19 protein-coding genes are annotated in these 24,520 nt (G+C 51.7%); 16 read left to right on the top strand and 3 right to left on the bottom strand.

Translation table 11 applies throughout. From position 1 onward, the window contains the following. The first annotated feature begins 5 nt into the window (after positions 1 to 5). From B4056_RS01700 to B4056_RS01625, 16 genes are all read left to right on the top strand, one after another. Positions 6 to 653 carry a hypothetical protein gene (locus B4056_RS01700; protein WP_288653653.1) on the top strand — a complete coding sequence of 216 codons (648 nt, stop codon included), beginning with the start codon at positions 6 to 8 and terminating at the stop codon, positions 651 to 653. A gap of 386 nt (positions 654 to 1,039) precedes the next feature. Then, positions 1,040 to 3,580: a type VI secretion system Vgr family protein gene (locus tag B4056_RS01695; RefSeq protein WP_288653650.1), complete on the top strand. Its 2,541-nt coding sequence runs from the start codon at positions 1,040 to 1,042 to the stop codon at positions 3,578 to 3,580. Between the two features lie 2 nt (positions 3,581 to 3,582). Then, positions 3,583 to 5,166 carry a T6SS phospholipase effector Tle1-like catalytic domain-containing protein gene (locus tag B4056_RS01690; protein WP_288653649.1) on the top strand — a complete coding sequence of 528 codons (1,584 nt, stop codon included), beginning with the start codon at positions 3,583 to 3,585 and terminating at the stop codon, positions 5,164 to 5,166. Then, positions 5,163 to 5,810: a DUF2931 family protein gene (locus tag B4056_RS01685; RefSeq protein ID WP_288653648.1), complete on the top strand. Its 648-nt coding sequence runs from the start codon at positions 5,163 to 5,165 to the stop codon at positions 5,808 to 5,810. The genes B4056_RS01690 and B4056_RS01685 overlap by 4 nt, the downstream gene beginning before the upstream one ends. Before the next feature lie 60 nt (positions 5,811 to 5,870). Continuing rightward, positions 5,871 to 6,437: a tetratricopeptide repeat protein gene (locus tag B4056_RS01680; RefSeq protein WP_288653647.1), complete on the top strand. Its 567-nt coding sequence runs from the start codon at positions 5,871 to 5,873 to the stop codon at positions 6,435 to 6,437. A 53-nt stretch (positions 6,438 to 6,490) separates the two neighbouring features. Continuing rightward, positions 6,491 to 6,757 (top strand): PAAR domain-containing protein, encoded by a 267-nt coding sequence (locus tag B4056_RS01675; protein ID WP_288653644.1) that lies wholly within the window; start codon positions 6,491 to 6,493, stop codon positions 6,755 to 6,757. Positions 6,758 to 6,829: 72 nt separating this feature from the next. Beyond that, positions 6,830 to 7,915: a hypothetical protein gene (locus B4056_RS01670; protein WP_313110036.1), complete on the top strand. Its 1,086-nt coding sequence runs from the start codon at positions 6,830 to 6,832 to the stop codon at positions 7,913 to 7,915. Beyond that, a complete protein-coding gene (locus B4056_RS01665; protein ID WP_288653643.1) occupies positions 7,902 to 11,297 on the top strand; it encodes an ImcF-related family protein in 3,396 nt (1,131 codons plus the stop codon). The genes B4056_RS01670 and B4056_RS01665 overlap by 14 nt, the downstream gene beginning before the upstream one ends. Further along, positions 11,294 to 12,877, top strand: coding sequence for a type VI secretion system protein TssA (gene tssA / locus B4056_RS01660; protein ID WP_288653641.1), 1,584 nt, complete (start codon positions 11,294 to 11,296; stop codon positions 12,875 to 12,877). Before B4056_RS01665 ends, tssA begins: the two co-directional genes overlap by 4 nt. A 47-nt stretch (positions 12,878 to 12,924) precedes the next feature. Further along, on the top strand, positions 12,925 to 13,242 hold the full coding sequence (locus B4056_RS01655) for a hypothetical protein (protein WP_150034692.1): 318 nt from the start codon (positions 12,925 to 12,927) through the stop codon (positions 13,240 to 13,242). 17 nt (positions 13,243 to 13,259) lie between these two features. Next, positions 13,260 to 15,023 carry a type VI secretion system baseplate subunit TssF gene (tssF, locus tag B4056_RS01650; protein WP_288653638.1) on the top strand — a complete coding sequence of 588 codons (1,764 nt, stop codon included), beginning with the start codon at positions 13,260 to 13,262 and terminating at the stop codon, positions 15,021 to 15,023. Next, positions 14,978 to 16,075 (top strand): type VI secretion system baseplate subunit TssG, encoded by a 1,098-nt coding sequence (gene tssG / locus B4056_RS01645; protein WP_288653637.1) that lies wholly within the window; start codon positions 14,978 to 14,980, stop codon positions 16,073 to 16,075. Before tssF ends, tssG begins: the two co-directional genes overlap by 46 nt. Next, on the top strand, positions 16,050 to 16,589 hold the full coding sequence (tssJ, locus tag B4056_RS01640; RefSeq protein WP_288653636.1) for a type VI secretion system lipoprotein TssJ: 540 nt from the start codon (positions 16,050 to 16,052) through the stop codon (positions 16,587 to 16,589). Before tssG ends, tssJ begins: the two co-directional genes overlap by 26 nt. After that, positions 16,589 to 17,014: a type VI secretion system baseplate subunit TssE gene (tssE, locus tag B4056_RS01635; protein WP_288653634.1), complete on the top strand. Its 426-nt coding sequence runs from the start codon at positions 16,589 to 16,591 to the stop codon at positions 17,012 to 17,014. The genes tssJ and tssE overlap by 1 nt, the downstream gene beginning before the upstream one ends. A gap of 104 nt (positions 17,015 to 17,118) precedes the next feature. Then, positions 17,119 to 18,474, top strand: a complete 1,356-nt coding sequence (locus tag B4056_RS01630; protein WP_288653632.1) for a VasL domain-containing protein — start codon at positions 17,119 to 17,121, stop codon at positions 18,472 to 18,474. A 614-nt stretch (positions 18,475 to 19,088) separates the two neighbouring features. After that, positions 19,089 to 20,405 (top strand): tyrosine-type recombinase/integrase, encoded by a 1,317-nt coding sequence (locus tag B4056_RS01625; protein WP_288653631.1) that lies wholly within the window; start codon positions 19,089 to 19,091, stop codon positions 20,403 to 20,405. Positions 20,406 to 20,635: 230 nt separating this feature from the next. Here the strand turns inward: B4056_RS01625 and B4056_RS01620 are convergent, their stop codons facing one another. The 3 genes from B4056_RS01620 to B4056_RS01610 are packed head-to-tail and all read right to left on the bottom strand — an operon-like array spanning position 20,636 to position 24,509. Then, positions 20,636 to 21,277, bottom strand: coding sequence for an OmpA/MotB family protein (locus B4056_RS01620; RefSeq protein WP_103821272.1), 642 nt, complete (start codon positions 21,275 to 21,277; stop codon positions 20,636 to 20,638). Positions 21,278 to 21,288: 11 nt separating this feature from the next. Next, positions 21,289 to 23,241: a hypothetical protein gene (locus B4056_RS01615; RefSeq protein WP_288653629.1), complete on the bottom strand. Its 1,953-nt coding sequence runs from the start codon at positions 23,239 to 23,241 to the stop codon at positions 21,289 to 21,291. Beyond that, a complete protein-coding gene (locus B4056_RS01610) occupies positions 23,238 to 24,509 on the bottom strand; it encodes a hypothetical protein (protein WP_288653628.1) in 1,272 nt (423 codons plus the stop codon). Before B4056_RS01610 ends, B4056_RS01615 begins: the two co-directional genes overlap by 4 nt. Positions 24,510 to 24,520: the final 11 nt, after the last annotated feature.

Below are 24,520 nucleotides of genomic sequence, written 5' to 3'. Positions count from 1 at the left end.
AACTTATGGACAGTACAAAAAAGATTGCCAGAGATATGCTTGATGCGATTAATCTTGATGACTCAGGACTATTGGTGAATTTCAACAAAGGATTTATTTCTTTTTCGGTAAGCATGGCTTACCTGAGTTATGATTACATAGATACTGAACATCGCAGAAATAACAGTAACGATAAATATCGGATAGCAGAGTTAGTTAAGCGGGGCGTTTTCAGGAAAGAGGTTGTTGAGAAAATCGTCAGCGTTTTTATTGATGATTTTACTTCAAGAATTAATTTTGAAAAGGTAAGGGATGTTGCAGACAAAACTGGCGTTAATATTATGGGCCGATTGTCTCTCTCCCATCTGACAGGTGTCAATCTGGGACGTGCTCTGACAGCTAATGCTACAAATGCTATATTCGCTGGCACGATAATTGGCTCACTATTATACCTTGGTAGCGAAGCATCGAGAGCAATTTATACATCAAGAAATCTTGAGTCAGCTAATCCGGTCATTTACTCCAGACTAAGACGCATGGGTAATCTGGATTTACTCTATTTTATTGTTAAAGATACTGTTGCTCCCTTTGAAAGAGCCTGCAATATACATAAAGAAAACCCTCCTGAGTTTGACGAGTTATGTAGACATTTTTTTAATGGTTTAAAAGGTTAATTTTATCTGCCTGAGAGTATGGTAAGAGGAGTCATGAAAAATTCTTTGATAAAACGCATAGGCTTAACTTTGGCATCACTCGTTGTCAGGGCAATAGGCTCAATGCTCATGGCGACAGGTTTGGTTATGTCAATCTGGTATGTTTTCTTTTCAACTAGCGATTATCGCTATGTCATAATTGTTATTTCATTTTCGCTGGTATGCGCAGGTTATAGATTGATTAAATATAGCTTTGAAAAAATGCATAATGAATTTGATATTCACTATTAATTTTTTCTCATGCGGGAATTTAATTATTTAAACACTTTAGCTGACCTGCGTTTTTCCACTGGCTATGAAAGCACACAGGCACCCCCGGTGGGAATTGATCTTATCATGGAGGATAAATGGTCCCTTATAATAATCTCATTAAATCTTCTCCGCTTTCACTCAATCGATTTCATCTGGAAATTCCTGATTGCCTCTTTCAAATGGATGTCGAAGAATTTGATGCTCAGGAGGGGTTGAGTGAAATCTATCGCTATACAATCAGGTTTACCAGTGACAAATCAAATATTCCTTCTCAGAAAGTGCTACGTAAACATATCTGGCTGTATATGTACGACATGCCAGGTGCGCGGGATAAAATGCTGCCTTTGAAAACGCGAAAAACTGTGCATGGCATTGTCACAGGTTTTCGACGCCTGCAAAGCTCCGTCGATCAGGTTTTGTATGAAGTGGAGATAAAACCCTTCATTGCATTACTTGATAAAAACTTTCGCACTCATCGTTTTTTTGTTAATAAATCCGTTACTGAAGTCGTTTCTCAGATATTAGCAGAGCATGGACTGGAGAGCTGGCAATATCAATTCAGCCTGAAGCGGGATTATCCGAGGCGTGAACAAATTAATCAGTATCAGGAAAGCGACCTTGCTTTTATCCAGCGGATATTAGCTGAGGTCGGAATTTTCTACTATTTCCGGTTGCAGGAAGAAGTATGTACTGAGGTTATTCATTTTGGCGATAGTCAGGCAGCATTTGAAGCGGGAAAAGTATTACTGTTCACCACACCCTCAGGCATGGAGGATGGAGGCATCGACTCAGTCTGGGGCTTAAACCAGCAGCATCATATTGTACAAAAAAGCGTGACGACGAAAGATTATAATCATCGCACAGCTCAGTATATTTTGCGTTCTGAAGAAGCAGATATGATGCGGGGGGATGGCGACAAAATAAATTACGGGAAGGCTTATCATTATCGCGCCCGACATCTTCAGGCAGGCGATAAAATGTTTCCCTCCGCAGAAACCGCCAACTTCTATGCGCAACTCGATCACGAACGGTTTCTGGCTGCTCAGTCTGTTATCGTGGGTACAAGCAGCGATCCTGGCCTTGCTGCAGGGCAGGTTATTACTGTAACCGATAATAATATTCCCCCTTCTTTGCCGGAACAGCTTCTCAATCCACTTGTTATGGTCAGACTGGGGTTTGTTGCCAGCAGAAAGTCAGCAATGCGCGTAACGCTTAGCGCCGTTCCCTATAGTGAAACTCTCTGCTGGCGTCCCGATTTACCTGAACGTCCAAAAGTCAGCGGCACCATGACGGCGCGCGTGACCAGCGCAAAAGATAACGATATCTACGCCTGGCAGGATGCCGCGGGATTATACCGCGTGGTATTTGACGCCGACGAGGAGAGCCGGGAGCGCGGTCTGGAGAGCATGCCGGTGCGCCTGGCGAAACCGTACGGCGGCGATATGTACGGCTTCCACTTCCCGCTGATACAGGGCACCGAGGTAGCGATAGCGTTCCGCGAAGGCGATCCGGACCAGCCTTATATCGCGCATGCGTTACACGATTCAAGGCATGTCGATCACGTCACTGAAAAAAACAGCACGCGCAATGTTATCCGTACGGCGGGCCTTAACAAGCTGCGCATGGAGGATAAGCGCGGTGAGGAGCACATCAAGCTCAGCACGGAGTATGGCGGGAAGACGCAGCTGAATCTGGGGCATAACGTTGACGCGAGCAGGGTTCTTCGTGGTGAAGGGGCTGAACTGCGGACGGATAAGTGGGTAACCGTTCGTGGCGGAGCCGGTGTATTCATCAGTGCAGACAGCCAGCCATATGGCAGCAATAAAATGCTCTCCATGAAAGAAGCTGAGGCACAGCTTGAACATGCGTTGAGTATTGCCAGAAGCCTGTCAGGTGCGGCAGAAGGTGCACAGGCATATCCAGCGGATATTCAAAGCCAGAAATTAATGACAGACGCACTGACAGAACTGGTACAGCCAGGGATGGTATTGAATGCACCGCAGGGAATAAGTATCAGCAGTCCGGAAGGCGTACGCGTCTCCTCGGGAAGCGCCAGCGTAGGGATCGTAGCGCAAAAAAATGCTGATATCAGCGTGATAAAGCGCTTTACGGTAGCGGCAGGTGAAGCCATCAGTATGCTGGCACGTCAGGCTGGTATGAAACTATTTGCGGCGAAAGGAAAAGTTGAAATCCAGGCGCAGGATGATGCGCTGGACGTTATAGCGAAGAAAGATGTCACCGTAACCACCACCGAAGGTAAAATTAATATTACAGCAACAACGGAACTGGTCATTAACTGCGGCGGTGCTTACATCAGGTTAAGTGACGGAAATATTGAACTGGGCTGCCCGGGAAATATTCTGCTGAAATGTGCCAATGTGCAGAAAATGGGAGCAGCTTCTGTAGACACTCCTGCTCCTGAATTTCAAAAAGGCTATGGCGGTGTTTACTCCCTGACTGACGAAGCAGGCAATATTATCCCCCGGACTGAATATAGGGTAACAACTGCTGATGGGCAGGTATTCCATGGAGTGTCAGATGACAGCGGAAAGACGTTGCCGATATATACCGCAATGCCTGGGAAATTAAAAATTGAGATCCTTGGCACTGGCAATTCAGTAGCAGGGAGTAAATAACTATGCCTGATTATCATGCATGGGAAGCCACTGAATGCGAGCATTTTACTGATGTAAACATTTCAGAGAAAAAAGTTGTCTGTAAGCGTAAGCCTGTTCCAGGAATAACAATTATTATTGGGGTTTTCTTTGATGGTACGGGAAACAACACATTTAACACTCAGAACCGCATTCTGGAGTCATGTTCTCATCTTGATGTTGGAATGAAGGCAGAAGATGCAAAAGCTTGCGCCAGGAAACTGGGCTGGAATGTCAGCAGTGCCGGAAGTTATATTGGGTATTATTCTAATATCCACTGGCTGAATACGCTTTACGCTACCGATGACGAAGTGATTGAGGGGCAGGCAGTTTATCAACGAGCAGTCTATGTACAGGGCATTGGTACTGTCAGAGGTAGTAGCGATAGCTCGATAAGTATGGCGACAGGCGGCTGGTTTTATGGCGTAGTTGATAAATCTGATGAAGGCGTCGCTCTTATCACTGAGCAAATTTCGAAATTCCTGGAGCTTAACCAGGAAGTAAATTTTGCAATTGAGAAAATTCAGTTCGATGTTTTTGGATTTAGTCGTGGAGCAGCAGCAGCCCGCCACTTTGTAAACCGTGTAAGAAACGACGATAAAGCCATACGGCTGGCAATAGCTAAAGGGCTGGGCGGTCGAAATCACCATGGTAAACCTGCAGGAGAAACCCGCTTTCTGGGGTTATTTGATACTGTGTGCGCGGTAGGTACGGTAAGTAATTTATTTGATGTACATAATGGTGTGAACCCTGGCGTTGAGCTGGATTTACCTCCGGGTATTGCACAGAAAGTCTTTCAAATTACGGCGATGCATGAGTGCCGCTACAACTTTAGTCTTAACAGCATCAGGGAATCGTGGCCGGAACTGGCCCTGCCAGGCGTGCATTCAGATATCGGCGGTGGCTATAACCCGAGGGAAAAAGAATATCTTTACCTGACCGAACCCCGGAACGAAACTGTTAATGAAGGTATTTCTTCTGAAATGACCAATGTCTATCGGCGTTCAGTGGCAGAAATATCCGATCTCAATAGTAATCCAGGGCTAAGTGCAATTATTCCGAGCGGTGAGGTAAAGACAGAGACCTGGTATGACTATCTGGTCAACGAGGATAAAAAACGTGGTGGCACCCTACAAAAACGTGTTGGGGCGGCAATAACTATTGAGAGGGTAGTGACTAATGACTGGAGCAAAGTGAGTTTACGGGTAATGCTGGATGCTGCCCAGGAGGCTGGAGGCATTTTCAAGGCTTACGACCCACTATCACCAGATATGAAACTTCCTACTGAGCTTGAGCAGTTGTGCCAAAAAGCAATTGACCAGGGAAAAATAGTAAGAAATGGTGGTGTGATGACACCGTTTGCCTCATCTGAATTAGAAACTATCGGGAAATATATTCACTGCTCCGCTCACTGGAACCCTGTAGTTGTTAAAGATGTCTGGCTGGACGGGAAGGAAGTAAAAACAATCTATGGCGCTGTCAAATCATCTGATTTGTTTTTTTATATCAATCGTCCGAATCCCGGCTGGGTTCGCGCTGTGTGGAATATGCAGGGAGGAAAATCATGAGGTTAATCACCAGACCAATTCAGCTTTTATTGCTTGTGTGTACTGTTACCGCCTGTACCAGCGATCAGCCTGACAGTCTCAAAACTCCCTGGGAGAGGTGGTACTTTGCTTTTACCACGCCTAAATCTTTGCCGGCACAGGTAACATTGTTAAGGCTGCTGGACATAGATGGCTATGCATCTACATATCGGACTATTGATCAACCTCGGGGTATCAGCACAGGACGCTGGAGTGAAAAGAATTCAGCAGGAAATACGCAATTTAACCAAGCCGACAGATTGCCGCAAATAATGATATTTTGCTGGGATTCAATAATTGATAAGAAAACTTACCAATCCACTCTGTTTTTCACTCAGGATACATGGGAAAAGATGATTAGCCCTTACCATGACGTTCTGAAACCAGGAAAAAATGCATACCGGCAGACGATGCTGATAGGTCTGGCGCCTGAGGGGAAAGTCCGCGTCTGGCTGAGGCAATATGGTCATTCAGATATCCCATTAATCGATACAGAAATAATAACTGTTTCAGGTAAAGAACTCGATATGTGCAAAGGTGTCACAGGACATCCAGATGGATATGTATACTATGGAGATACTCCTGATTTTATTAAAGATAAAAAGTATCCTTATGGAATCTGGTAAGTAACTATATTTAAAGTAAAATTAGCAAAACAACCTCCCTCTCATCTAAATGGATTTTTCATGAAGCCATCGAATAGCTTATTTTTTATTTTTATCTCTGCTTGTTTATTTTCTGCAACAACCATTGCCGATACCATATCAACAACCAGGGCGGACGATGCAAATAAAATAGCTAATATGTATCATTTAGGTATGGGGGTTCCGCGGGATATGAAAAAAGCCTTCGAGTTCTACCAGATCGCTGCTGAACTCGGAAACACGGATGCTCAGGTTGATTTAGGGGATATCTATTATTACGGAAAAGAAACCGCGCAAAGCTACGAAAAGGCGAATTACTGGTATGAGAAAGCAGCGAAAAATGGCAATGCCACTGCCCAGATGAATTTAGGCTATGCATACCTCAATGGTAAGGGAGCTGAAATGAACTATGCCAAAGCCAGAAACTGGCTTGAGATTGCAGTAAAACAAGGCCAGCCTTCGGCGATGTATCACCTGGGCACGATGTACTTTGATGGCAATGGAGTTGCTGAAAACAAGGAGCTGGCCGTCGAACTTTTCAAAAATAGTTGCTCTAAAGGTGATTACAATGTGTGTGATAAGTTAAAAGATATTAAGCAAAAGAACTAATAAAATTACATGCATAATGAAATTTATATGCGAAATTAAAGATGGGTCTCAATATGTCGAAAGGTTTTGTGTTGCTGGGTGATAAAACCACACATGGTGGACAGGTCATTTCCGTCTCATCAACAATGGTAATTAATGGAAAGAGTGTTGCCCTTGTTGGCGATAAAATAAGTTGCCCGATAAATGGCCATGGCATTAATGCTATTATCGATGGCTCGCCAGAATGGATATCAGATGGTAAAGCCGTGGTTGTTAATGGTTGCCACTGCGAATGTGGCTGTCAGGTTATTTCCAGTGCGCCGGATTGCGCAATAGGATAAATAATGAGTTGGGAGCGTCAAAAATCAATAATATCAGCTAAGCCCTAAGAGCCTTCATTCACCCTGTGGATAATGGCAGGGGTTCTGGCACTGGTCGGGTGCATACTATTATTTGTCCTGCATGCTAATAAACTGGCAGGAGTACTTAAAGCATATAATCTTTGGGCTGCCACCTCATTTCCTGCTGTTATCTGGATATTCTTTCTCTGCCTGCGCAGTTGGCTCTACAACAACGCGTTTAACAGACATGAATTTGAATTAAATGAAGCAGAATTTGCACAACAGCAGTGGGAAGAGTGGGCTGGCCGCAACATCGCAGTCCTGCACAGCGGTGTTATATTGCCTGCAAATCTGACATCTAAAATTCTTTTGGCTTCTCCGCCAACACTGGAGCAAAGCACATTTTTATCCCGACGAATCGCTCTGCGCACTCCTGAGGCGCACTTTTCTGTTTTGCTAGCAGGGGTAAATCAGGCTTTGGCAACGTTGCCTTCAGGTATCGTACCTGTCGTTACATTGCTGACCGATTTTTCTGATGATTTGCCTGCGTTGCAGGCTGCATTTATGAATGCCTGGCAGAGAGATATTCCCGATCGCCCGGGACCCCGGTTGACCATTCTTAAGTCGAAGTCCTTCCTTTCACTGGATGAGCGAATTCGCGCGCCTGCGCTGGATGTGGAAATAATCCTGATTCATCAGACTCAGGGAGGAGATGCGTATAGTGATGCGCTGGCTCTTCTTATGATGACCTCCGATGATGTGGTCACAAAATTCAACCTCTCTTTCAACGCCCGTATTTTGCGTCCAATGGCACTTGACAGGGAAATATCAGAAACGTCGCTGGATACGTTTTTCTCAACGCAAACGCAGGCCTGTTCAACGGTCAGTATCGTTGGTGACAAAGTGGATTGGGGTAATGCATTTTTTCGTTTGCTCAATTCAGCCAGAGAATATGGCGGTTACTGGAAACCTGAACAGCTTCACTGGCTGGAAAAATATGCCGGAATAAGTGGCCCCTTCTCTCCATGGATACTGGCTGCTGTAGCCAGCGATATCGTCAATATACAAAAAGCGGACTGCCTGATGCTCTCAAAGGATGATGAGCAGAAATTTATTAATACGGTGCAAACAGGGAATATAACTAATGAAAACAGGTGACTCTTTATGGCGTGGAGAATGGGGCCGGCTGGGATTCTCCGCCCTTATTGCAGGAGGGATTGTCTGGCTGATATGGCACTTTGGCGACAGGATTGGGCTACATACTACGCTTATGAAAAGTCTGGTACTTGCCGGTGCGTTATTTCTGTTGATGATGCTTCGTCATAGCAAAACAATGAGTCTGGTTATTCAGCAGAGCTGGCATCGCTTAGAGGCTAAGCGAAAGAATGCCCTGCCTGCTGATGAAAGCCGTGTTGCACAGACCGCACCACGCACCGTCACCGTTGATGCTATCCGCCTCACCCTGCGCAATCTTCACGGTCGCTGCTGGGCACGTAAAACGCGCATCCTGCTGATAACCGGCGCAGTTGATGAAGTGGAACAATTAACCCCTGGCCTGCCGGATCAGCTCTGGCAGGAAGACCGTGGCACGCTGCTATTGTGGGGGGGCGATCTCAACTCACCTGCTGACATTGCCTGGCTGACAGCGTTACGCAAATTGCGCCGCCGTCCGGTTGATGGAGTAGTATGGGTGACCCGGGCATTCGATCAGTTATCAGCGCCGGGACTGGAGCAGCGGCTGTCGCTGCCTTCTGAGAGCATCATGGATCCCCCGTTTCATGCCATTCGCGCCCGGATGGATGCGCTGGGCTGGAAGCTTCCGCTATATGTCTGGTCCCTGCATACGTGCGCCGGTAAGCCGGAAGGTCGCATCACGCAGGCCACTGGCTGTCTGCTACCTGCCGGCTGTCATAATGAGGCTTTAACAGAAACGCTGACTGCCCTGACGCCGGTCCTCATCTCGCAGGGGCTGCAGCAAACCTGTAGTGATATAAACCATCACTTTCTTTTGACGCTCGCTGACCAGCTCAGCCGCAGATCGGCGAACGTGACCGCGCTCCTCTCAGTGATGCTCAATTCGTCCAGCCCACTATCGCTCGCGGGGCTGGTGTTCAGCCAGCCTTCTGCGGGTACCAGGCAAGCTGCTATGCACCACTGGCGCATGGATAAATGCTGGGATGTTCTGCCTGCGTCAGTCCAGATGCTTCCTGCAGATCTTCGTCCACGTAAGCCGGGCATTCCATGGCAAAAGATAATGGCGTCTTGTGCTTCTCTGACAATGGTGGGCTGGGCTGCGTGGATATGTATTGCATATATAGCTAATTACAGACAGGTAGCTGACGTAAATGCCCAGGCCGCGCTTGCCGTCAGGCTGAATCAGTCGCCTGAACAACGTATGAAAGCGCTAACTGAATTTCAGCACACGCTGGCTCGCCTGGAGCATCGCTCAGAACATGGCGTGCCATGGTATCAGCGCGCCGGGCTTAGTCAGAACGAAAAACTGCGTTCTGCTCTGTGGCCTCGCTACCTTGAAGCAGCACAGCCCCTCCTGCGCGACGCTGCCGCAGCCTGGCTCACCGGTGCATTGCAGACTTATGCCGCACTCCCGCCTGACAGCCCGCTGCGTGAAACGCAGTCAAAGCAGGCCTATGTGCATCTCAGACTCTATCTGATGCTGACGCGTCCTGAACGTATGGACGCCAGCTGGTTCAGCCAGACGCTGATGCAGAACCGGACACAGCGGCAGGGGCTGGATGAGGCTTACTGGCAGGGAGCCGGGGAGACGCTGCTGGCCTTCTATGCAGAGCATCTGATCACTCACCCCGAATGGGCGCTGAAAGCAGACCCGGATCTGGTCGGGCAGGTACGCACCCTGCTGGTGCGTCAGATGGGGGTAACCAACAGTGAATCGCGGCAGTATCAGCGGGTGATCTCCAAAGTAAAACGCCAGTACGCCGATATGCGGCTGGCCGATATGACCGGCGATACGGATGCCGCTCGCCTCTTTATCACTGATGAAATTGTGCCCGGCATGTTCACCCGTCAGGCGTGGGAAGAGGGCGTTAAACCTGCCATTGAAAAAGTGGCGCGTGAGCGGCGTGAAGAGATGGACTGGGTACTGAGTGATGCACCGCCGCCTGCAGGTGAGGCGGCTTCGCCTGAGGCGCTGGAAGCGAGGCTCGCCAGCCGCTACTTTGCCGATTACAGTGCGGCCTGGCTGCACTTCCTTAATAGTCTGCGCCTGCAGCCCGCGCCGACGCTCTCCGATGCGATTGACCAGCTCACGCTGATAGCGGACGTCAGGCAGTCGCCGCTGGTGGCGTTAATGAACACGCTCAATGTGCAGGGGCGTACCGCACAGAGCGGCGGCGCGATGAGCGACTCGCTGGTGAAATCTGCACAAAACCTCTTTAACCGGGAGAAGCGCCCGGTGATTGATCAGCGCAGCGGCCCGCAGGGGCCGCTTGATGCCACGTTCGGCCCGCTGCTGGCGCTGACCGATAATCAGAGCAGCAGCACGATGAACCTGCGCACCTTCCTGACGCGCGTAACGCAGGTGCGCCTGCGCCTGCAGCAGGTCACCAGCGCGGCAGATCCGCAGGCGATGACGCAGGCGCTGGCCCGGACGGTATTTCAGGGAAAGAGCGTTGACCTGACGGAGACACGCGACTACGGCAGCCTGGTCGCCGCCGGACTGGGGCAGGAGTGGAGCGGGTTCGGGCAGACGGTGTTTGTGCGCCCGATAGAACAGGCGTGGCAGCAGGTGCTGATGCCGGCTGCAGGCAGCTTCAACGCACAGTGGCAGCAGGCCGTAGTGAATGAGTGGAACCGCGCATTCGGCGGCCGCTACCCGTTCAAAAATGTCAGCAGCGAGGTATCACTGCCGCTGCTGGCGAAATATCTGAATGCGGACACCGGACGCCTTACCCGCTTTCTGCATGCTCGTCTGAGTGGCGTACTCCATCGCGAAGGGACCCGCTGGGTACCGGACCGCATTAACGCCCGCGGACTGACATTTAATCCCGCTTTTCTGCGGGCGCTTAATCAGCTCAGTCAGATTGCTGACGTGGTATTTGCCAGCGGTCATGCCGGCCTGCATTTTGAGCTGCGTCCGGGAACGGCAGCAGACGTAATGCAGACTGACCTGATAATCGACAGCCAGAAGCTGACCTATATGAATCAGCAGCCGGTCTGGCGGCGCTTTATCTGGCCTGCTGACACCGACGCGCCAGGCGCATCGCTGAGCTGGATCAGCACCAAAGCAGGCACTCGTCTGTACGGTGAGATGCCGGGCAGCTGGGGGTTGATCCGCCTGCTGGAAAAGGCGCACGTCAGCGCCAGACCAGGGCTGGGCAGCAGCTGGCAGCTGACCTGGCATGCCCCCGACGGGCGGCCGTTAAACTACATCCTGCGTACCGAAGCCGGCGAGGGGCCGCTGGCGCTGCTGAAGCTGCGCAACTTTACGCTCCCGTCCGATATTTTTCTCACCAGCAGCACCCAGAACCCGCCTGGTAACGCTGAATTCATTGAGGAGGAGTGATGCCTCTGCAATCTCTGATTAGCGCCTGCGGCATGGATGCGGAACCGCTCCGCGCGCAGGCTGCTGAGCATATTCTCTTATGGGAGCACTGGTTGCAGCCTGTAAGCACCAGCCATCCTGCCGGTGAAGACCCGACCTATACCGATACGTTTCAGCGGATGCAGGAGGAGATGAACCGCCTGTCTGGCACGGATATGGCACTGATCTGTTCGCTGGCGGAGCAGATACTGACTTCGGAAGCGAAAGATATCCGCGTAGCGGTCTGGTACTGCGTGGCCCGCCTGCAGCAGGATGGCGAAGAGGGGTTTGCTGAGGGACTTGCCTTACTGGCGGGCCTGCTGCAGCGCTTTGGTGACAACCTGCATCCGCAGCGGACGCGCAGTCGCGAGGCGGCGCTGAATTTTATATCCAGCGCGCGCGTGCTGGATACGCTGACGCTCTATCCGGAGGTGACGACCGCCACGGCGCAGCGCACCGTGGCGGCGCTGCTGGCTATTGATGACATCTGCAGGGCGCAGGGCGGCACCCATTCCGCAGGGCTTTACAGCGCGCTGGAGTCCCGGCTGCTTAACGCCGGTGGTCCTGATGCGATAGTGCCGCTGACGGCAGCAGACAGCCTGCAACCAGACGCGTCTTCAGCCTCAGCTGCGCCAGCGCTGGCTGCCATCAGCTCCGGGCGGGAGCTGATGGAACAGGCGCGAACGCTGGCAGCTTATCTGCGCGAGCAGCCAAATGGCGCGCTGGCCGCACACCGGCTGATGAAAACCATCCGCTATGACACGCTCAGTCAGCTGCCGCTGCTGTCAGGTAACGGCAACAGTTGTGTGACGCCACCAAAATCTGACCAGCGCGCGCTGCTTAAACGCCTCTGGCTTCAGCAGAGCTGGGCCGAGCTGGCTGAGCAGGCGGACAGTCTGTTCAGTCGGGGAACAAACCATTTCTGGCTTGACCTGCAGTGGTATCAGCACCAGGCGCAGCTGCGATCGGGGCATGCGGAGTTTGCGGCTATTGTTCAGGACGATCTGAAAGGGCTGCTCTCCCGCCTGCGCGGACTGGAAACGCTGGCCTTCAGCGACGGCATGCCGTTTGCGGATGAGGTGACGCTGAGCTGGATCCGGCAGCAGGTCATGATAACGGAGAGTGCGTTCGGACCCGATCCCGCCGCTGCGGCGAGCATGCCGGAAGATGAGGTGCTGTTGCTGGAGAGCGAGGCGACTGAGCTGGCAGACAGAGAGGGCATTACCGCTGCGCTGACCTGGCTGCAGCAGCGACCCGGTATCCACTCTCCGCGCCAGCAGTGGCTCCTTCGCCTGCTGATGGCACGGATTGCTGAGCAGTCTGGTCGGCAGGAACTGGCACTGCAGCTGCTGGGCGCGCTCGATGCTGGCGCAGAGAGTATGACGCTGGCGGAGTGGGAGCCAGCGCTGTTATTTGAAGTCAAGTCCCGCCGGCTGAAGTTACTGCGTGCCCGCGCAGGCCGGAGTGAAAAAGATAAAGCCCGCCTGCAGTCTGACATGGAACAGCTGCTGGCCGGGCTGGTGACTATCGATGCGGCGCGAGCGTCAGTACTCTTTTCTTAATGCGGTCTGACCTCTTTCTTTAATTTAAATATAAATGGTTCAAAGGAATGATGACATTAACAGAAATACAGAATATGCAGCCGACAGGCTTTAATTATTTTGATAATACGTTTGTCAGCAGGGAAGAAATAAAAGGCGTCATCAATCACGCAGAGCTCGTCAATTTAAAAAGCGCTCAGCTGAGTAAAACTGCCAGTCAGTACGAAATTGAATTGTGGACCGATAAACAGGTCATCAATATTCATGCCGGTAATATTCTGACTAATGTGGTTCTTACCCCGGTTGCGGCTGCAGCGGACATTATTTTCTTTCCGATATCGCTGACGTTTCTCCGGTTTATGACTGGTCTGGGTGCGTTCAAATAAGAGAGGCTCGTCAGAATATGAAAGACTTAACGCTGCGCTATTACGATATTGAAATGCGCTATCTGCGCGACGCCGCAAAAGAGTTTGCCGAAACGCACCCTGACCGCGCCGCGATGCTCAACCTGGATCGTGCCGGAACGCCGGATCCGTTTGTGGAGCGCCTGCTGGAGGGCTTTGCCTTCTCGGTAGGACGGCTGCGTCAGAAGATCGATGATGACCTGCCGGAGCTGACCGAAGGCCTGGTCAGCATGCTCTGGCCGCACTATCTGCGCACCATTCCATCGCTCGCAGTAGTGGCGCTGACGCCGGACCTGCCGAAAATGAAGATGGCAGAGACGGCGCCTGCAGGACTGGAGATCTTTTCCCGTCCCGTGGGGCCTAAAAATACCGTGTGCCGCTATCGCACCACGAAGCCGGTCACGCTTAACCCGCTGGTGGTCACCGGGGTTGCTATGGGCACTGAGCCGGATGGGCGCTCTGTGCTGCGCCTGCGCCTGACCAGCAGCGGGCAGGCGGACTGGAGCCAGTGTGACCTGCGCCAGCTGAGCCTGTGGCTGGGAGAAGATCTGCCCGTGGCGACGGCACTGCATCAGAGGCTGACCCGCTGCCAGGCGGCGCTGTACATTCGCGAGGCGGGGCAGCCGGAGCGCAGGGCCTTTGACGGCTGGTTCAGCCCCGGCGGATTTGACGAGGGTGACCGGCTCTGGCCAAAGGGGGAGAGCGCTTTCAGCGGCTATCAGCTGCTGCTGGAGTACTTCACCTTTCCTGAGAAATTCCGTTTTGTGAATCTGAATGGGCTGGAGACGCTCGCGCTTCCGCCCGGGCTGGCATACGTCGATATCGAGGTGGTCTTCAGCGAGCCGTGGCAGAGTGATCTACCGGTCAAAGAGAGCTCTCTGCGCCTGCACTGCGTGCCGGTGATTAACCTGTTTGCACTGGAAGCCGATCCGCTGATTGTGAACGGACTGGAGAGCGAGTATCTGCTGCGCGCAAAGCGCCTGCAGGATGGGCACACGGAAATTTACTCGGTGGATACGGTCAGCGGTTCAGGACTGACCGGTGCGGCTGAGTATGTTCCGTTCACCAGCTTCCGGCACCGGGGCGGTATGATGCGTCGTCTTGCTCCGGAACGTTACTTTCATACCCGCGTGCGCCGGGGCGTCACCGGCCTGCATGACACCTGGCTGATCCTCGGCGGTCAGCAGTGGGAGAAAGACGATCTGCTTTCCCGCGACACGCTCTCGCTGCGCATTACCGGTACCAACGGCCAGCTTCCGCGTCGCGCGCTGCAGAGCACGCTGCTGGATCGCTGCGAACAGATGCTGCAGACGCCGGTGACGGTGCGCAATCTTACCCGCCCGACGCTGCCTGCTTATCCACCCGCTGAGGACCGCTTTCACTGGCGGGTGCTCAGCCATCTCGGCTCTGGCTTTATCAACATGATGAACAGCGCAGAGGTGCTGCGCGGCACGCTGGCGCTCTATAACTGGCAGGATGATGAACGCTGTAACCGCAGGCTGGAGGCGATCCTTGACGTGCAGCAGCATCGTCTGCAGCGGTTTGAGTCGGGTTATCTGCTGCGCGGTCTCGATGTTGAAGTGACGCTCGACAGCAGCGGTTTTACCGGTGACGGCGATGTCCACCTGTTTGGTGAAATGCTTAACCGCTTTCTGTCACTGTATGCGGACATGAATCAGTTCATTCAGCTTTCGCTGATAGTCCGGCCTGAAGGAAAATGTATCCGATGGAAAGAGAATCACAGTCAGTGTCTGCCCGGCTGATCGCACGGCTGGGCGACCAGCTTTCCCATATAAATTTTTACCGTTTTTGCCAGCTGCTGGAGAGGTGCGATCCTGAAGCGCCGGTTCCGGGCAGCGTCTGGCAGGTGCGACACGAGCCGGTACGGTTCAGGCCGCATCCGGGCATGGGATTTCCGGCCGGCGAAATTCGCGCGGCTGAAACCGCCGGGGATCCGCACCTTCCGCCCACGGTACGCATCAATTTTATGGGGCTGTATGGCACGGCATCTCCGCTGCCGACGCACTATATCGACGATATCGCCCGGCAGCGTGAAGGACACGAGGCGCTGCAGGATTTTCTGGATATCTTCAGCCACCGGCTGACTACGCAGTTTTACCGTATCTGGCGCAAATACACCTATCCGGCCACGTTCGCCGCCGGCGGCACCGATGAAACCTCTCAGTATCTGCTGGGGCTGGCTGGCCTGGGAATAGACGGCTGTGCGCAAAACATCGCCACGCCGGTTTCGCGCTTTCTGGCGCTGCTGCCGGTCATGCTGCTGCCTGGCCGGACCGCTGAGGGGCTCTCCTCGCTGGTAGCGCTGCTGGCACCGGATACGCGCGCGCAGATAGTGCCGTGGGATCCGCGTCGTATTCCCCAGTCCTGCCGTTTACGTCTGAGCACGCAACAGCCGGTCAGCCTGATGCGTCGTCCGGTCATGGGAACGCATGCCACCGACGTTAACGGACAGGTACTACTGCGACTGCTCACCGATAACCCGGAGGAGATGCGCGGCTGGCTGCCCGGCGGACAGTTACACGGCGATCTGATGGCGCTGCTCCACGTCTATCTGGGAGCAAAGCTGGATGCACGGCTGGAGCTGTGCGTTGACCGCGCCCTGCTGCCGGATGCGCAGCTGAGCTGCCGGAGGGAAGCGGCACAGCAGCTGGGCCGCACCGCGGTGCTGCCTCAGCGGAACCTTAACGCCTCGCATAAACCCGATTTACTCACTATACCGCTCGGGCGTTATCAGCGTGTCCGGGAACAACCTTCAGGGACTAAAACAGATGAGCAGGGCGACTACCGCTGGTAAAATAGTTATTCCTCTGATGCTGGCGCTGAGTGCCAGCGGCTGCGGCCTGACGCAGAAAGTATCCGAAGGCACCGCGTCCGTCACAAAATCTCTTTTTTACAAACAAATACGCACCCTGCACCTCGACTTCCGCGCCCGCGAAGGCGCCAACCGCAACGCGCAGGGCGCTGCGCTCTCAACCGTGGTGCGCATCTGGCAACTCAGCGACCGTCAGGCCTTTGACGCCTCCGACTACCCTTCACTGTTAGCGGCTGGCAGTCAGGTTCTGAAAGCGGATCTGCTGGCGCAAAAGGCTATCCGGGTGCGTCCCGGCGAATCGGTCAGTATTGATGTACCCATGGAGGAGAGAACCGGGTTTGTGGCGGTGGCCGGAATGTTTCTGTCGCCAGATACTCAGGATGAGACGTGGCGACTACTGCTGACCCGCGCAGACCTCCACCCGGACAAAGCCAGGGTGATTGAGCTGGGTGACGGCACGCTGACGCTGGTAGCGGAAAAAGGGGAAAGACCCTGATGCAGCCTTCACTTTACGACATGCTTTACGGCAATTTCAGCGGCGGCCTGGATCTGGATGCGGTGAGCGAACGGGAACAGGTGATTTTGTCGGTGCTGGATAACCTGCAGCGCATTCTGAACACCCGCGCCGGCGCCCTGGCTCATCTGCCCGATTATGGCCTGCCGGATATGACGCTCATCCTGCAGGGGCTGCCCGGCACCGTACATCAGCTGGTACATATTCTTTCTGACGTATTACTGAAGTATGAGCCCCGGCTGAAACAGGTTGATGTGGTGATGCTGGAACAGACGCAGCCCGGTGAGCTGCGTTATGCCATTGATGCCGGGCTGGACGTCGTAGGTAGGGTGCGCTATGGCACTGACTTTATGCCGGGAGGAAAGGTACTGCTGCGGCATCTGCGCCAGCAGAACGTGATGCGTTAAGCCATAGCCACCAGCCAGATAAGATCGCCGGCCTGGCGCTTCGCCTTTACCTTCCCGCTAACACTCTGATAACGGACCTGCTTCCGGCAGGTCTGCGGATAACTATGACCTTTTCATCTCAGAAACCGCACGTGCTGATGACCGGCGGAGACCCTCGCCTGCATCCCGAATTTATTTGTCTGCAAAACGAAATCAGGAAGCTCAGCCATCCCGCCCGGCCCGATATTAACTGGCTGCAGGTGATGGAGAGCTGCACCCGGCTTTTCGGACAGGCTGGAGCAGATCTGCAGTCTGTTTGCTGGTTTACGCTGGCGCTTTCTCATCTTGACGGCGCTAAGGGGATGCAGGAGGGGCTCAGGGTCACGGAGGCACTGATGTGCTCACGCTGGCAGACGCTCTGGCCCCACCAGCCTGCAGACCGGATAGCGATCCTGAGAATGCACTTTCAGCGCCTGCAGTTTCTGTTACGCACCTGGCTGGCGGAGAAGCCTGATACGCAGATCGCGCTGAAGGCGTGCGCCACATATCTGGATCTGATTGAGCAGCATCTGGCGCAGGCGGGCCTCAACGCCGCGAGCGGTATCCGCCAGCTGTGTGATAAAGTCAGAACAGCAGCCGAAAACGCAGAGCCGTCACCGGGCCAAAGCGACATGACGACTGTACGCAGAAGCCGCCCGCGCGAGGCGCTTTCCGACCCGGCTCCGGTAACGGCAACGCCTCCGACCTTTATTATTCATCCCGAATCAGCGCCTGAACAGACATCATCAGGCCGTTATATCAGGCCTTTTATCGCCGGCATGGCCGCTATGCTGGTGGTTGTCGCAACAGGCGCAGGCGGCTGGCTTTATGCCCGCCAGCCCGGTGAAAATACGCGTATGCTCTCTGCTGCCGTACCTGCGCTTCCTCATCCGCTGACGGAAGAGCAGCGGGCAGGCATCCGGCAGGATCGGCGTATCAACGCCGCAGAGTGGATCAATACGATCAAAACACAGGCTGAACGGCTTGATGCCGCCGGTATCGGCAGGGCGGGGAGCTACAGCGCCGACGTTGCGCTGCTGGCAGGCTCGATCTGGCCGGCTGAAGAGTTAACGCGCCGGCTGCTGACAGACGCGCTCGCCAGGAGAGAGGCGATGACAGCCTCGCCGGAAGCGGCAGGTGCCTGGCAGCAGGGGATGGAAAAACTCAGCCTGCTCAGTGAAAAGCTCAATGCGCTTGATGAGAAGCGGGGGCGTTACCTGACCGTCAGCGAGCTGAAGTCAGCAATATTTTCCACACAACAGGCATTCAGCCTGCATATCCCCGCTGAAGAGTGGCTGCGCCGCTATGAAGATTCTGCTTCTCCGGCCGGGGAAGCGCAGTTTAAACGGGCAATCAGTGAACTGCAGGCGCGATACGACATGATTCGCCTTCGCAGGGCAGCCGCATTGAGAGGCTCAGCGGCACAGGAGAGCGGATCTTAAATAAAACCGACGATCTGCTTATTATCAGCGAGTGAATGACAGTGATCCCGAATGATCTACTCCGGCATGCTGCACTGGCAGTGAGCGCTGCGCTCATCGTTATTTTTATCGATTTCGTCCGGTGCTTCTCCGGGTGATGTGATAAATCTGACTGGTACAGAGAGCCTGGGTGAGAACAATCTTTACAGCATGCCATAAAGATTTTCACAACAGTAATTCAATCGCTGGATCGTCTTTTCTCGCATTAAGTGGGGAAGTTCTGATATGGCATTGACTCCTGCCATCGCCATTTTGCCGCCACTCTAAAATCAGGAAACAAAAAAAGCCACCCTGAAAGGTGGCTTAAATGTATGATTTTCATCATTAAATTTGGTGGCCCCTGCTGGGTTTGAACCAGCGACCAAGCGATTATGAGTCATAAAATCGGCATGTTTCTAATCGTTCGCTATTGACGCTTATTGTATTTTTAATTGTCTATAATCAATTGGTTATGATGTTGTTTTTGTTTCTGATTGGTTGTCTCGTCTCCCCATTGTACTATCGTTACCTGACCCGTTACCTGACCCAAAATGGGCATCGTGTCAGGTAACGCTTATCCTTAGAAAGGTAACCTCATGGCCGCTAATCTTACCGAGACTGCTATACGTGGATTTAAGACAAAAAGCACGTCGTACTACGTGTGGAGCAACAGCGCTCAGCGTGGTACTGGCAGGCTTGGCGTTAAGGTTCAGCCTTCAGGCAGCAAAGTTTTTTATTTCCGTTACTACGTTGAGAAAGGCAAGAAAGAGAAGTTCATCCAGTTGGGCATCTGGCCTGAGATGAAACTGGTGACGGCCAATGAGCTGGCGAAAAAGTACGGAGCCTGGCTTGTCGAAGGAAAAGAACCCCAGCAAGAGCTTGAGCAACAACGCCTGGCCGAACAGCACATCATGCAGCTCCATCGTTCACAGGGATCGTTTGAAGAACTGGTGCATGGCTACGTTAACAAGATGAAACTCGACAATAAGCGTACCTGGGCCGATGTACTGAAACGTCTTGAAAAAGAGTGCTATTCGGTTATTCCTCGCGAAACCAAAGCCAAGGATGTGACGCCTCTGCAGATCAAAAGCATCCTGTCAGGCATTATCCAGCGTGATGCGGTGGTGCATGCGAATCGAGTTCGTTCCTACCTGATGGCGGCATTTAACTACGGGCTTAAAGCCGATAACGATCCCATTAATACCAGTGTGGGCATTACGTTCGGGCTCGAAGTTAACCCGGTATCGGCGATACCGAAGCAATCCTCAGCGGAGAAAGTGGGTGATACATGGTTAACGCTGGAGGAGCTACGTTTTGTCATGGAACAGTTCGCCGAGGCCACCAACGTTGGACCGTTGATGCAACACCTTATCCGCTTCTGTGTTTATGCTGGCGGGCAGCGTCCGTTTGAAATGATAGCCAGCCAGTGGAGTGCGATTGACTGGCAGCAAAAGACGCTCCTGGTAATTGCCGATGTATCGAAAAACAAACGAGAACACCTGATCCCGCTGACTGAATCGGCACTACAGGAATTAGCCTCAGTGAAAGAACTGACTAAGGAAAGTAACAGTCCCTATATCTTCCCACTCTCGACCAACGGCGAGCGACCGGTGCGCACCGACAGTCTGGCACGTTCGATCATGTATTTCCGGGCCTTTAATCCTGAGTTTAAAGTTTTCACGGCGCGAGATTTACGCCGGACCTGTAAAACGCTGATGGGGGAGGCGGGGATCAGCAAAGAGATCCGCGACCGTATCCAGAATCACGCTTTGAATGACGTCAGCTCGAAACACTATGATCGTTATGATTACCTGACTGAAAAGCGTAGGGCGCTTGAGATCTGGGAAGACAGGGTCAACAACTATCAGCGGCAGCAGGAAAACAACGTTGTGAACCTGTTTGGGCGGAAGTAGCATTTATCTGAACAAGGCTATCAGGTAAGAACGTTGTGTAGCTGGTGTTCTCTGCGGCATCAAAAAATTGCGATGCCGCCGAGATACTGGCGGAGGGTTATAGGAGACTTTCTTCTTTATTTCGGTGACCGCCTGAGCGGTCACGTCTAATAAATGACAGTACATTGGTGGCGGCACAGGCTCTCGCCTTTAGCACGTAGACACTCCGATTAATATCACGCCAGGTAATACTACTTTTCTGGCAACACGAACCGAACTTCAATACGACGCTGACGTGCATCTTCCGGTGCAACACCGGGAATAGGCTGCGAATCACCATATCCGGCAACAATCACCCGACGTGCAAAAGCCTGAGCAAGATCGCCAACTATAAATTTACGCGCCTCTCTTGCACGCGCTGCCGATAAGGTAAAATTATCGTCATAGACAGTGCAGAAACTTTCAAAATTAGTCACCGGACGGGTAACCGGAAGATTATCCGTATACCCTTCAATATAAACTTGTCCGCTTCTAAATTCGGTAAGAAATCTGACGACCTGCGTTTCAATTGTCGCTAATGCCTGGCTTGCCTGAGATGCAATGCAGGCGCTGCCGCGATTGAAAACTCCATCACGCAACGTAATTTTTTGCGAGTTGACATCCAGCGCAACTAAGCCTTCATTTGCCGTTCCATCAAGCGTGGTTTTAATACTTCCCAACATTTCCCCTACCCGGGCTCGCTGGGCATTGATTCCCTGTTCCATTTCCTGCTTATGCTTAATATCTGACCATGTTTTCTGTAATACAGACATCACCAGCAGTAACATAACTACAGCCATTACTCCTGACATCAGGTCGGAGATCGAGACCCACTCATTAGGTTTATCTTTCATGAGTGAGTACCTCAGACTGCATCATTAACGATGTTCATGGTCGATAACGTTTGGTCGATATGTTGCAATGTATTGGCAAGTGGCGTCAGGCTTTTTTCAATTTGCTGAACCAGGTGGTTCCGTTCTGGTGGTGATAGCATTTTACGAATCCCCCCCAGCTCTTCCAGAGAACGGATCAATCTGTCATCGAGCGAAGAAAGTGCAGCAGAGGCATCAGTATTACTCAGCATTTCATCACGTAATGATTCAATGCTGTGCACCAGTTTACCGACACCTGCAGTGACCCTGTCCATTCCCGGCTGAAGAGGGCTCTCTTTCTGCATGAGTTGAAGTTGATTCACCAGCGTTTCAATCGCATCTGCATTTCTTTCGCCTGATGTCGTCATCTCCGCATAACGGTTGTTCAGGCTTGCTACTTGCCGATTGCTGCTGGATACCGCTGTTAGCCCGTTAACTATTTGCTCACGCAAATCATCAACCAGTTTTGTCATAGCGATCACTTTTTCATTTAAAGTTTCACTGGTGATCATAAATTCACGCTGCGCATCACGCTGAGTTTTCATCGATTGATCGATGGAAATTCGAACTTCACTCATTGTGGTGCCAACGTTTTGAGAAAGGTCGGTAACTGCACTGGAAATGCCATCTGTTGCATTTGCCATACTGGTGGATATCGATTCCATATTCTGGCTAAAACTTTCGCCCATTTGGGAGATGGTGGAACCAAGGTCGGTTTTAACCGTGCCTAACATATCGGTAATGCCCATACGGAAATCGCCGATAACCTGTTGCAAATCACCTGCGGAATTACCCATTTCTTGTGCTGCAGATGACATTTTTTCGGCTGAATGTTGAATTGCGGACAGGTTACTACTGTTGGTATTAATGAAGTGCTGTAACGATTCTCGGGTCGTCGTTAACTCTGTTATCTGTTGTTGCCCCTGCACAGACTGATCTTGGGTACCCTTAACGATATCGTTTTGAATTTCATGCAAGAGGTCTTGCAGTTTGACCAATTGCTCATTCTGGCTAATACGCTGTTGTTCAGCGTTATCACCCTGACCGGCGATCCTCATATAGATCGCAGCTACCTCGGCATGGTGTGAATGGTTAGCCTGCCGGGAATTTTCGCTTTCCTCGTGAATACTGTTGCATACGTGCTGCAATCCATCGATATGTTGCTGCTGAGTACTACGGGATATATCTGTCAATTGTTCCAGATATGTTTCCTGTATTTTGCGTTGTTGTGCGGCAGCATGGCCCTGGTCAATCAGGGGTTGTAAAAACGACTCCATACCTGAAGAGAACTTGCTCAGCAACTGCCGTGTGGCTTCGCTTTCCACCTGCATTCTATCGTTCAAACCCTGTAATGCTGCCAGATACTGCAACTGGGTCTCTTTATGTTCAGCACGCTTTTGCTCTCGAGACTGGTCAAACACTTGTTTCATCTGCTGTGCGCACCAGCGCAAACGCTTCTCGTCATATCCTAACCCAGCAGCACAGGCTTTAAGGATCAGATACGCCATGATCCCCCATGTCGACGTTTTAAATTTCGTCCCCAGCCCTTCCATCATCCCCATCAGATTCGACATGGCGTTATCCATGCCTGCGGAGTTAGCATCAATCAAAATATCCGATGCTTTGTTAAGGGCAATTCCCAGACCGAGAAAGGTGCCTAGCAACCCTAAAATTAACAAAATGCCCGGCATAATATCGGCCATTTTTTCTGCGGGGCTGGCAACTGCTGCGCTGATTTCGTTGACTGAACCATGATCAACATCGAGATGGTCTGCCCCATTATTCAGTGCATCACCTTGCCATTTTCTGTCCCAAAAGCGCTGATTTGCCTGCCAGAGCAATAAACCAATCGTCAGTAAAACCAAAAAAAGCATTGTGCCGCCAAACAGCATCTGAATGACGTCGAATTCCGGCAATATAAAGGCAAAAAATTCATGAAACGTCATGCTGCCACCTCGACAAGCTTGCTTGCACGTGCGCGGCTGGCTTTTTCAAAGATATTGGCAAAATCGATAATTAAGCTTTGTTGCTCGGTATTAAGTTCTTCCCAACGCTTACCAAACTGAGCACACTCAATAATAATCATCCCAACCGTGCTGCTGTCTTCCATCAAATATTCTTGGTCAGCAAATTCTTCAGGCTCTTTTTCTAGCATTTGCAGAAATCCTTCTGCTGCAAAAACATAATTACGCATTTCATTGGTTCGTTTGCGTCTTGCTTCCATCTCAGCCTGTTGCACTGGTAAACGAGCTTCTAGGTCGTTGAGCATTGGTACTTCATCTTCCTGAAGATCACCAAGGCGCTGGCCAATCTGTAGACGTCGCAGAAGTACTTGTTCTTTCGACAGATCGTCATTCAGCGATTTCCATTCATTTTCCATATCCTGCAGGTTATACCCCCAGGCCATTATCATTTCTTCGAACACGAAGGGGATAAGCTTCTTGCCAAAACGTGCCATCACAACACGATCCAGGCGTTGCGTTGCGTCATCGCTCAACTGAGGGTTGGGTTTTAGCAATTCGTTGCCAGTTTCAATAAGAAACAGGTCGTCATCGGTTATCGTATCAATGTCCTGCGCACGCGTAAGATGCTGCTCAGTATCTTTCAGTAACTTCTGCGAAGCGCGTAACCGCAGATAATGTTCGAAATCGTTGATCTGTATGTTATCCAGGACGTCCTTAATACGCGTTGAGAGTTGGGCATATAAGGTAATCAGACTCGCCAGATCAACAGCACTGGCTGCTTCCCCGCGCATCTGGTTACGTGCTTCGCGTAGTGCTTGCTCATGCTCACTGGCCTTATCCATTTCTTCCTGTGTAAGAAACAAATCTTTAAGTTGTTTGGCTTTATTAATTGCCCACTCAATGGCCTTACCAATACGTTTCGCCAGCTCACTCTTATCCCATTCGACCAGCAGCCCCAACGCTTTATCCAGCGCTTTTAAAGCGCCACCCACCCACGGGAATTGTGGCAACATCTTTTCAGCTAATTTTGCTGCGTTTTGCACGATAGGGCGAATCACATTACTGATAAATGGCTTCACCTTTTCCCAGACGCTCTTTACGCTTCCCACAAAGGTCTCAGCTTTTTCTGCCATCCAGGAAACGGTTTTAGCTGCGGTTTCTTTAATACCATTCCATACCCGGCTAGCAGTGCTTGTCACTGCACTTGCTACGCTGCTGCAAAAACTGCTGAAACCTGACCATAACCCCATGATTTTCTCCT

The organism is Pantoea sp. UBA7232 (assembly GCF_002473195.1).
In the GTDB taxonomy this organism is placed as follows: Bacteria; Pseudomonadota; Gammaproteobacteria; order Enterobacterales; family Enterobacteriaceae; genus Pantoea; species Pantoea eucrina.
Note: the sequence above shows the minus strand (reverse complement) of the source record. Positions and strands in the feature narration are given on the sequence as shown.